Raw genomic sequence first — 10,299 nt, forward strand, 5'->3', positions numbered from 1 at the left:
GGTCGGCGCCGCGAACGCGTCCTCTCCCTGCTGGGCACCCTGCCCCCGGCCGCCCGTACCGCCATCCGCGACACCTACGCGAAGGACGCCGCCGCGCCGACCCTCACCGTCCCCCGCGCCGGGAGCGGCTCGTGATCACCGGGGCGCTGCGGCAGACCGGCCGGCTCTTCGCGCTCGCCGTCGCGGTGGCCCGGGCGATCTTCCGCCGCCCCTTCCAGGTGCGCGAGTTCATCGAGCAGTTCTGGTTCGTCGCGAGCGTCACGATCCTGCCCGCCGCCCTCGTCTCCATCCCCTTCGGCGCGGTCATCGCCCTCCAGGTCGGCTCCCTCACCCAGCAGCTCGGCGCCCAGTCCTTCACCGGCGGCGCCAGCGTGCTGGCGGTGATCCAGCAGGCGAGCCCGATCATCGTGGCGCTGCTGATCTCCGGGGCCGCCGGATCCGCGATCTGCGCCGACCTCGGCTCCCGCAAGATCCGCGAGGAACTCGACGCGATGGAGGTGATGGGCGTCTCGCCCATCCAGCGCCTCGTCGTCCCCCGGGTGCTCGCCACCATGCTCGTCGCCGTCCTGCTCAACGGCCTGATCTCGGTGGTCGGCACCCTCGGCGGCTACTTCTTCAACGTGATCATGCAGGACGGCACCCCGGGCGCGTACCTCGCGAGCTTCTCCGCCCTCGCCCAGTTGCCCGACCTCTACATCAGCGAGTTCAAGGCCCTGATCTTCGGCTTCATCGCCGGCATCGTCGCCGCCTACCGGGGACTCAACCCACGCGGCGGCCCCAAGGGCGTCGGCGACGCGGTCAACCAGTCCGTCGTCATCACCTTCATGCTGCTGTTCTTCGTGAACATGGTCCTCACGGCGATCTACCTCCAGATCGTCCCCGCGAAGGGGAGCTGACCCATGGCGATGCTCAGCTGGCTCGACCGATCGGGCGACCAACTCACCTTCTACGTCAAGGCACTCGTCTGGATCCCGCGCACCCTGCGCCGCTATCTGCGCGAGGTGCAAAGGCTGCTGGCCGAGGTCGCCTTCGGCAGCGGCGGACTCGGCGTCATCGGCGGCACCATCGGCGTGATGGTCGCCATGACCCTGTTCACCGGCACCGTCGTCGGACTCCAGGGCTACGCGGCCCTCAACCAGATCGGCACCTCGGCGTTCACCGGGTTCATCTCCGCCTACTTCAACACCCGGGAGATCGCCCCCTTGGTCGCCGGTCTCGCCCTCTCCGCCACCGTCGGAGCCGGCTTCACCGCGCAGCTCGGCGCGATGCGGATCAACGAGGAGGTCGACGCCCTGGAGGCGATGGGCGTCCGCTCCATGCCCTACCTCGTCACCACCCGGATCATCGCCGGAGTCGTCGCGATCGTCCCGCTGTACGCGATCGGGCTGCTCTCCTCGTACGTCGCCTCCCGCTACATCACCATCTTCTTCAACGGGCAGTCGGCGGGCACCTACGACCACTACTTCAATCTCTTCCTCTCCCCGCAGGACGTGCTGCTGTCGGTCCTCAAGGTGCTGATCTTCAGCGTGCTGGTGATCCTCGCCCACTGCTACTACGGCTTCCACGCCACCGGCGGACCGGCCGGCGTGGGTGTGGCGGTCGGCCGGTCGGTGCGCAACGCCATCGTCCTCATCAGCGTCACCGACTTCTTCCTCTCGCTCGCCATCTGGGGCGCCACGACGACGGTGAAGGTGGCCGGCTGATGCGCACCTCCAGCACACGCACGGTCCGCCGGCGGCTGGCCGGAGTCACCTTCCTGGTGGTGCCCGCCGTCCTGGTGTGGGTCTCGGTCTCCGTGTACGAGAAGGACTTCACCGACGACGCCACCGTCACCGTCCGCACCGGAGCGGTCGGCAACGAGATGCACGACAACGCCGACGTGAAGCTGCGCGGCGTCGTCATCGGGCAGGTCCGCTCCATCGCCACCGACGGCGACGGCGCCCGCCTCACCCTGGCCATCGCCCGGGACAAGCTCGACCAGGTCCCCGCCGACGTCACCGCCCAGATGCTGCCCACCACCCTCTTCGGCGCGCGGTTCGTCGCGCTCGTCCCGCCCCGCATCCCCACGGGCAGCACCATGCGGGCCGGGGCGGTCATCCCGCAGGACCGCTCCAGCAACGCCATCGAGCTGGAACAGGTCCTGGACAACCTTCTCCCGCTGCTGACCGCCGTGAAGCCCGAGAAGCTCTCCGCCACCCTCAACGCCGTCTCCCAGGCGCTGGAGGGACGCGGGAGCCGCCTCGGCGAGACGCTCACCACGCTGGACGGCCACCTGAAGAAGTTCAACCCCCAACTCCCCACCTTGAACGCCGACATCAAGGAACTCGTGAAGGTGAGCACGCTGTACGCGGACGCAGCGCCGGACGTCCTCGACGCGCTGACCGACGCCACGGTCACCAGCTCCACCCTCGCCGGCCAGGAGGCGCGGCTCGCCGCGCTCTACGGCACCACCACGGCCTCCGCGCAGGACGTCACCTCCTTCCTGCGGGAGAACAAGGACAACCTCATCCGGCTCTCCGCCGCCGGCCGCCCCTCCCTCGAACTCCTCGCCGAATACGCCGAGTCGTTCCCCTGCACCCTGCGCACCATGGCCGGCTTCGTGCCCGCGATGGACAAGGCGCTGGGCAAGGGAACCGACGAACCGGGGCTGCACGTGTCGATCAAGTCCGTCCCCTCCAAGGGCAAATACGTCCCCGGCAGGGACACCCCGGCCTACAGCGCGAGCGGCGGGCCCGCCTGCTACTCGGTGCCGTACGTCGGCAAGCACGCTCCGACCGCCGACACCCGCCGGGCCACCGACGTCACCGCGCCCCCGGCGGACCCGGGCGACGACGCCGGCGCCGGGCTCGGACTGCCCAACTCGCCGCAGGAGTCCCGGCTCGTCAACGAACTGGTCGCACCCTCGCTGAAGGCCCGGCCGGGAGACCTGGCCGACTGGAGCAGCGTGCTCATCGGCCCGGCCTTCCGCGGTGCGGAGGTGAAGCTCAAGTGAAACGCCGTTCGCTCGCGGGACCGATCACCAAGTCCCTCGTCTTCATCGTCGTCACCGTGCTGGCCACCACCGTCCTCGGGCTCTCCATCGCCAACAAGGGCGTCGGGGACACCATCACGTACAAGGCGCGTTTCACCGACGCCACCGGCCTCATCCCCGGCGACAGCGTCCGGATCGCCGGCGTGAAGGTCGGCCAGGTCGAATCCGTGAAGGTCGCCGACCGCCGGGTCGCCGAGGTCGCCTTCGCCGTACGCAAGGGGCGCAGCCTCCCCGCCTCGGTGACGGCGTCCATCAAATACCTCAACATGGTCGGCCAGCGGTACGTCGACCTCGACCGGGGCCCCGGACCCGTCGGCCGGGCCTTCGCGGCCGGCGACACCATCCCGCTCTCCCGCACCACCCCGGCACTCGACCTCACCGAGCTGTTCAACGGCTTCCAGCCCCTCTTCGAAGGGCTCTCCCCGCCCGACGTCAACCAGCTCGCCGGCTCCATCGTCCAGGTCCTCCAGGGCGAGGGCGGCACCGTCGACAGCATCCTGCGGCACGTCGGCTCGCTCACCACCACCGTCGCCGCGAAGGACAAGGTGATCGGCGAGGTGATCAAGAACCTCAACACGGTCCTCAAGACGGTCAACGACCGGGAGGCCGGCTTCGACGACCTCGTCGTCACCCTGGAGAAGCTCGTCACCGGATTCTCCGGCGACCGCAAACCCCTGGGGGAGGCCATCACCGCGATGGGCGCGCTCACCACCGTCACCGCCGACCTCTTCCAGGACGGCAGGAAGCCGCTCAAGGACGACATCCGTCAACTCGGACGGCTCAGCGGTCAGTTGGACAAGGGAACTCCGCAGATCGAGAACTTCCTGCAGAAGACCCCGGCCAAGATGGCGGCCATCAGCCGGCTGACGTCCTACGGATCGTGGCTCAACCTCTACCTCTGCGAAGCGAAGGTCAGTGGCGTCACCCACGACGACGGCAGCAAGCCGCCGGGCGGCATCGCGATCACCCAACCGAGGTGCCTGGCATGAGAATCACTCCCATCCGGGAACGCAACCCGGTCGCCGTCGCCGTCGTCGGGCTCCTCGTCCTGACCCTGCTCGGCCTCGCCGCCTGGCGCGCCGACTCCCTGCCCTTCGTCCAGGGCGGCACCTCCTACAGCGCCGATTTCACCGAATCCGCCGGACTCACCGACGGCGACGAGGTGCGGATCGCCGGAGTGAAGGTCGGCGAGGTCACCGGCGTCTCCCTCGACGGCGGAGAGGTCCGCGTCGACTTCCGGGTGAGAGACGCCTGGATCGGCGACTCCTCCACCGTGGGCATCGCCGTCAAGACCCTCCTCGGTGAGAAGTACCTCGCCGTCGACCCCCTCGGCGACGCCCCGCAGGACCCCGGCTCCCGCATCACCGCGAGCCGCACCACCTCCCCGTACGACGTCACCCAGGCGTTCAACGGCCTCGGGGAGACCATCGGGGAGATCGACACCGAACAACTCGCCAAGAGCTTCGAGACGATCTCCGCCACCTTCAAGGACTCCCCGCCGCACGTCCGCAGCGCCGCGGACGGGCTCTCCGCCCTCTCCCGTACGGTCTCCGAACGCGACGCCCAGCTCGCCACCCTGCTCCGCAACAGCAAGAAGCTCAGCAAGACCCTCGCCGGGAAGAAGAGCAGCTTCGAAACGCTCCTGGAGGACGGGAACCTGCTGCTCGGCGAGATCCAGGCCCGCCGCGACTCCATCCACCTGCTGCTCACCGGCACCCGCGACCTCGGTACCCAGCTCACCGGACTCGTCCGGGACAACGACAAGCAGCTCGGGCCGACCCTGGAGTCCCTCGGCCGGGTCACCGCCGTCCTGGTCAAGAACCGCAAGAGCCTCGACAAGGTCCTCGCCATGACCGGCTCGTACAGCCGGCTGGTCGGCAACACCCTCGGCAACGGGCGCTGGTTCGACAACTACGTCTGCGGAGTCGTGCCCAAGAACTACCTCCCCGCCGGCACACCCCCGGCGACCGGCTGCATGCCACCCCGGCAGCAAGGGGGCCGCTGACATGAGACGCACCCGCATCACCGGCATCACCGCCGGACTCGCCCTCGTCGCCGTCGCGGCCGCCACCGGCGTGAGCGCCCTGGAGGAGGACGGGAAGAGGACCGTCACCGCCTATTTCGAACGCGCCACCGGCGTCTACGCCGGATCCGACCTGCGGATCCTCGGCGTCAAGGTCGGAACCGTCACCTCCGTCGAGCCCCGCGGCGAGGAGGTGAAGGTCGTGCTGAGCCTCGACCGCGGCATCGACGTCCCCAAGGACGCCCACGCCGTCGTCGTCGCTCCCAGCCTCGTCGCCGACCGCTACGTCCAGCTCGCCCCGGCCTACGAGGGCGGCCCCCGGCTCGCCGACGACGCGGTCCTGCCCGCCGCCCGCAACGCCACCCCCGTCGAGGTCGACGAGCTGTACGCCTCCATCACCGAACTCTCCACCGCCCTCGGCCCGAACGGCGCCAACGCCGCCGGGGCGCTCGCCCGGCTCCTGGACACCGGGGCGAAGAACCTCGACGGCAACGGCAAGGCCATAGGCGACTCGATCGAGCAGTTCGGCAAGGCCACCAAGACGCTCGACAGGAGCAGCGGCGACCTGTTCGACACCCTGGCCCACCTCCAGTCCTTCACCACCATGCTCAAGGAGAACGACGGCAACGTCCGCAGCGCCGAGCAGCAGCTGAACACGGTCACCTCCTTCCTCGCCGACGACAAGAAGAACCTCAGCGCGGCCCTCAAGGAACTCGGCACCGCCCTCGGCCAGGTCAAGACGTTCATCGCCAAGAACCGCGGCGCGCTCAAGAAGAACGTCGAGGCCCTGGTGCCCGTCACCCAGGCGCTCGTCGACCAGCGCGCCTCGCTCGCCGAGGCGATGGACACGCTCCCGCTCGCCGCGGGCAACGTCCTCAACGCCTACGACCCCGCCAACCGCACCCTCAACGGGCGCACCAACCTCAACGAACTGTCCATGGGGGGACCGCTCGTCGACCCCGGGGCCGCCTCCGCCGCCGGCCGGCTCACCGGCCTCGCCCCCGTCGACGCGACCCGCCGGAAGGCCCTGCCCGTCCTGCCGCTCCCGGAGGTCGGCACGGTCTACGGCACCCCCGAGAAGCAGCCCGGCAAGCAGTCCGGCAAGCAGAAGGGGGCGCGACGATGAACGACGACGACCGGCGCAGACCCGTCGTACGGGCCGCCGTCGGAGCGGTCGCCCTCCTCGCCACCGGTGCGCTGATCGCCCTGGTCGTGGTCCGCCCCGAGAGCCCCTCCTTCACCGGCATCGAGCAGATCCCGCTGCCCGGCGGCGCGGACCTCGGCGACCGGCCGTACGAGGTCACCGCCGAGTTCGGCGACGTCCTCAGCCTCGCGCCGCAGTCCTCGGTCAAGGTCAACGACGTGGCCGTGGGACGCGTCACGAGGATCGCGCTGGCCCCGGACGGCTGGCGGGCCCGGGTCACCATGCGGGTCAACGGGAAGATCGAGCTCCCCGCCAACTCCTACGCCCGCCTCGAACAGTCCAGCCTGCTCGGCGAGAAGTTCATCCAGCTCGCCCCGCCCCCCGAGGGCACCGCACGCGGGTCGCTCGCCTCCGGCGGCCGTATCCCGCACTCGCGCACCAACCGGAACCCGGAGGTCGAAGAGGTCTTCGGGGCCCTGTCCCTGCTCCTCAACGGGGGCGGCGTCAACCAGCTCAAGACCATCACCACCGAACTCAACAAGGCACTCGCCGGGCAGGAACCGCAGATCCGCTCCATGCTCAACCGGGTCGACACGCTCGTGACCAACCTGGACGGGAACAAGGGCGACATCACCAGGGCCCTGGACGGCGTCAACCGCCTCGCCGCCACCCTCGCCACCCGCAAGCAGGACGTCGGCACGGTCCTCACCGGGCTCAGCCCCGGACTCAAGGTCCTGGAGAAGCAGCGCGGCTCCCTGCTGACCATGCTGCGCTCCCTCGACACCCTCTCCACCGTGGCCGTCGACACGATCAACCGGAGCAAAGCCGACATGATCGCCGACCTCAAGGCGCTCGCCCCGACCCTCAAGGCGCTCGCCGACTCCGGCCAGGACCTTCCCGACTCCCTCCAGGTGCTGCTGACCTACCCCTTCACGGACGAGGTGCTGCGCGGCGTCAAGGGCGACTACCTCAACGTCTACCTGGACGTGACGGCCCTGCCCGGTACGCAGATCATCCCCGCGCTCACCCCGGATCCCCCCGGGATCCCGCCGCTGCCCCCGGCCGAGGGCGAGGGCGCGGCGGCCCGGGGCGCGCTGCCGCTGCCGCTGCCGCTGCCCGCCGTGTCGGGAACGCCGAAGCCCGGCGCTTCCGGAACGTCGAAGCCGGGCGCTTCCGGAACGCCGAAGCCCGGAGCGTCGAAGCCGGAGATGGAGGCGACGCCGTGATCACCCTCGCCATCCGGCTGAAGAACGTCGCCTTCCTCGTCATCGCCACGCTGGCACTCGGCTACCTGGGGGTGCGGTACGCCGATCTCGGTCACTACGTCGGACTGCGCAGCTACTACACCGTAACGGTCCAACTCCCCCAGACGGGCGGCCTGTACACCCACTCCAACGTCACCTACCGAGGCGTCTCCGTGGGCCGCGTCGGCCCCATCGAGCTGACCGAGGACGGCGTCGAGGCCGAACTGCGGATCGAGCAGGACTCGCCGCCGATCCCGGACAGCCTCACCGCCGTCGTCGCGAACCTGTCGGCGGTCGGCGAGCAGTACGTCGATCTGCGGCCCACCCGCGAGGAAGGGCCCTTCCTGGGCAACGGCTCGGTCATCGACGAGGCCGACACCACCATCCCCGCACCCCCCACCGACGTCCTCACCAGCGTCGACGACCTGGCGAGCTCCGTGGACCTGGAGAGCCTGCGGACCGTCGTCGAGGAGTTCGGGGCCGCCTTCGAGGGACGCGGCGACGACCTCCAGGTCCTGCTGGACACCAGCGGCGACTTCATCGAGGCCGCCGACAAGGCCCTGCCGGTCACCACCCGGCTGATGGCCGACGGCGAGCGCGTCCTGCGCACCCAGGCCGAACAGGGGCAGGCTCTCAAGGGCTTCGCCTCGGGGGCCAGGGAACTGGCCGCCGAACTCAAGGGCTCCGACGCCGACCTGCGCCGCCTCATCGCGACCACCCCGGACGCCGCCGTCCAGATCAGCGGACTGCTGCGCGACCTCGATCCCGCCTTCGGCGTCGTCGTCGCCAACCTCCTCACCACCTCGGAGGTCGCCGTCACCCGCCAACGAGGCCTGGAGGAACTCCTCGTGAAGCTGCCCGCCGTCGCCGCCGCCGGAGCGAGCGCGGTCGACGACGACGGCGCCCGGTTCGGGATGTCCGTCACCTTCTTCGAACCGCTGCCGTGCACCGCGGGCTACGGCGGCACGGTCTACCGCAACGGCCTCAACACCTCGGACGGGCCCGCCGTGAACACCGCCGCCCGCTGCGCCTCCTCGCCCGGCACCGGCATCAACGTGCGGGGCAGCGCCAACGCACCCAAGGGCGGCCCGGTGCCGAAACCTGCCGTTCCGGGCTCGATGAAGCTGCCCGGAACGGCGGCCGGCGGGTCCGCGACGGCCCAGCCGCCGGCCGAGGGAATGGCCGGGCTGCTGGGCCTGGGAGACGGCTCATGACCCCCCGCACCCGACGCCGGGCCGGCTGGGCCGTCCTGCTCGTCGCCGCCCTGCTCTGCGGCCTGGGGGCCTGGTCGTACGGGCAGGCACGCGGCGACCGCTCCCTGTCCTACGCGAAGGCCCGCGACACGGCCCTGGCCGAGGGCCGACGGCACGTGGCGACGCTGAACAGCCTGGACGGCAAGGACGGCAAGCGGGTCGACGACGGACTGCGGGCCTGGCTCGACTCCTCCACGGGGCCGCTGCACGACCAGCTGAAGCGGACCCGGAAAGCCGACGCCAAGTCCCTGACGACCGCGGGCGACACGGCCCGGGGCAAGGTCACCTCGGCGGCGCTCACCGCACTGGACGAGCGCACGGGAACGGCGGAGCTGATCGCCACCGTGGACGTCGAGGTCACCCCGCGCTCCGGCGCGGCCGGCACCCAGCGCAAGCGGTTCGGGGCGACCCTCGCCCGTACGGCCGACGGCTGGAAGGTCAAGGCGCTCACAGCGATCGGAACGGGCGGCGGCCGATGAGACCGCGGGGAGGAACGGCGACGATGAAGAGCGACATGGTCCTCGATCCCGACGTGGGCCAGGAAACCGGAACGGAGACGGCGGACCCGGACGGTGCGGCGGACGTACCCCTCCGGCGGTGGCCACGCGTCATCGGCGCACTGCTGACGGTCGTGCTGCTCGCCACCGGGGGAGCCCTGTACGCCGAGGGACGCCACCTGCGGGACACCCCGGCCACGGCGAACCTCGCGCTCACCGACACGGCGGCGACCGCCCGCGTCACCGGTGACGTCAGCAGCGCGCTCGGGAAGATCTTCTCGTACGGTCCCGGGGACACCGCCGTCACCAGGGCGGCGGCGGAAGAGGCCCTGGCGGGCAAGGCGCTCCAGCAGTACGCGACGCTGTTCGGCCAGGTCGAGCGGCAGTCCGCCGACCAGAAGCTGACGCTCACCACCGAGGTCGTCCGGGCCGGGGTGACCCGGCTGACCGGCAGCAGCGCCCACCTCCTGGTCTTCCTCGACCAGGTCTACGAGCGCCGGGGCCGCGCCCCCACCACCGCCTCCGCACAGCTCACGGTGACGGCGCGACTGCGCGACGGGCGCTGGTGGATCGTCGAGATCGGCTCCACATGACGGCGGACCGGAGGCGATGGCGCACCGGTCCGGTTCGGCAGGCAGGGGAGAGGCAGCACATGGCACGGCAGCGGACGGCACAGCAGGACGCGGCAGGGCAGGACCCGGCACAGGAGAGCACGGCGCCGGCAGGGACCGTACGGGCGGGGACGCGGAACCCGCTGGTGATCGCCGCACTGGCCCTGGCGGTCTGCGCCGCCGGAGCGGCGGGCTGGGGCGGCTGGCTGCGCTACGAGGCCACGCACGACGACGCGGCGTCCTTCGCGCAGGCGCGGGACGACGCACGGGCGGCGGGCGAGCAGGCGGTGCAGAACATGAACACCCTGGACCACCGCTCCCTGGAGAAGGGGCTCGACAGCTGGGAGCAGTCCACCACCGGCGATCTGCACAGCCAACTCGTCGACGGACGTGACGCGTTCGCCGAGCAGATCGCCGCCGCCAGGACGGTGAGCACCGCGAAGGTCCTCTCCGGTGCGGTGACCGAACTGGACCAACGGGCGGGCCGGGCCGGGGT

11 protein-coding genes and 1 pseudogene are annotated in these 10,299 nt (G+C 70.9%); all 12 read left to right on the top strand.

Annotated elements, in window-relative coordinates:
- A pseudogene (locus tag HET64_RS40175) lies at positions 1-135 on the top strand (ABC transporter ATP-binding protein); the annotation flags it as partial.
- Positions 132-896 (top strand): ABC transporter permease, encoded by a 765-nt coding sequence (locus HET64_RS31415; RefSeq protein ID WP_215110543.1) that lies wholly within the window; start codon positions 132-134, stop codon positions 894-896. The pseudogene HET64_RS40175 and the gene HET64_RS31415, both read left to right, overlap by 4 nt.
- 3 nt (positions 897-899) lie before the next feature.
- Positions 900-1,703, top strand: a complete 804-nt coding sequence (locus tag HET64_RS31420) for an ABC transporter permease (protein ID WP_215110544.1) — start codon at positions 900-902, stop codon at positions 1,701-1,703.
- The gene (locus HET64_RS31425; RefSeq protein ID WP_215110545.1) at positions 1,703-2,992 is read left to right on the top strand and encodes an MCE family protein; all 1,290 of its coding nucleotides are present in this window, start codon (positions 1,703-1,705) and stop codon (positions 2,990-2,992) included. The genes HET64_RS31420 and HET64_RS31425 overlap by 1 nt, the downstream gene beginning before the upstream one ends.
- On the top strand, positions 2,989-4,020 hold the full coding sequence (locus HET64_RS31430; protein ID WP_215110546.1) for an MCE family protein: 1,032 nt from the start codon (positions 2,989-2,991) through the stop codon (positions 4,018-4,020). The genes HET64_RS31425 and HET64_RS31430 overlap by 4 nt, the downstream gene beginning before the upstream one ends.
- On the top strand, positions 4,017-5,036 hold the full coding sequence (locus HET64_RS31435) for an MCE family protein (protein WP_215110547.1): 1,020 nt from the start codon (positions 4,017-4,019) through the stop codon (positions 5,034-5,036). Before HET64_RS31430 ends, HET64_RS31435 begins: the two co-directional genes overlap by 4 nt.
- Position 5,037: 1 nt before the next feature.
- On the top strand, positions 5,038-6,180 hold the full coding sequence (locus tag HET64_RS31440) for an MCE family protein (RefSeq protein ID WP_215110548.1): 1,143 nt from the start codon (positions 5,038-5,040) through the stop codon (positions 6,178-6,180).
- On the top strand, positions 6,177-7,424 hold the full coding sequence (locus tag HET64_RS31445) for an MCE family protein (protein WP_215110549.1): 1,248 nt from the start codon (positions 6,177-6,179) through the stop codon (positions 7,422-7,424). The genes HET64_RS31440 and HET64_RS31445 overlap by 4 nt, the downstream gene beginning before the upstream one ends.
- On the top strand, positions 7,421-8,656 hold the full coding sequence (locus tag HET64_RS31450; protein WP_215110550.1) for an MCE family protein: 1,236 nt from the start codon (positions 7,421-7,423) through the stop codon (positions 8,654-8,656). The genes HET64_RS31445 and HET64_RS31450 overlap by 4 nt, the downstream gene beginning before the upstream one ends.
- Positions 8,653-9,174, top strand: coding sequence for a hypothetical protein (locus HET64_RS31455; RefSeq protein ID WP_215110551.1), 522 nt, complete (start codon positions 8,653-8,655; stop codon positions 9,172-9,174). The genes HET64_RS31450 and HET64_RS31455 overlap by 4 nt, the downstream gene beginning before the upstream one ends.
- Before the next feature lie 23 nt (positions 9,175-9,197).
- Positions 9,198-9,785, top strand: coding sequence for a hypothetical protein (locus HET64_RS31460; protein WP_215110552.1), 588 nt, complete (start codon positions 9,198-9,200; stop codon positions 9,783-9,785).
- Between the two features lie 59 nt (positions 9,786-9,844).
- Positions 9,845-10,299, top strand: a 455-nt coding sequence (locus tag HET64_RS31465) for a hypothetical protein (RefSeq protein ID WP_251146148.1), incomplete at its 3' end; no start/stop codon positions are given.

It is taken from the genome of Streptomyces sp. McG3 (genome assembly GCF_018619185.1).
GTDB lineage: Bacteria > Actinomycetota > Actinomycetes > Streptomycetales > Streptomycetaceae > Streptomyces.

Bases quoted from the DNA above. Each gene is read 5' to 3' on its own strand.
- HET64_RS31420 (WP_215110544.1), top strand. From the start codon at position 900: ATGGCGATGCTCAGCTGGCTCGACCGATCGGGCGACCAACTCACCTTC.
- HET64_RS31425 (WP_215110545.1), top strand. From the start codon at position 1,703: ATGCGCACCTCCAGCACACGCACGGTCCGCCGGCGGCTGGCCGGAGTC.
- HET64_RS31435 (WP_215110547.1), top strand. From the start codon at position 4,017: ATGAGAATCACTCCCATCCGGGAACGCAACCCGGTCGCCGTCGCCGTC.
- HET64_RS31440 (WP_215110548.1), top strand. From the start codon at position 5,038: ATGAGACGCACCCGCATCACCGGCATCACCGCCGGACTCGCCCTCGTC.
- HET64_RS31445 (WP_215110549.1), top strand. From the start codon at position 6,177: ATGAACGACGACGACCGGCGCAGACCCGTCGTACGGGCCGCCGTCGGA.
- HET64_RS31455 (WP_215110551.1), top strand. From the start codon at position 8,653: ATGACCCCCCGCACCCGACGCCGGGCCGGCTGGGCCGTCCTGCTCGTC.
- HET64_RS31460 (WP_215110552.1), top strand. From the start codon at position 9,198: ATGAAGAGCGACATGGTCCTCGATCCCGACGTGGGCCAGGAAACCGGA.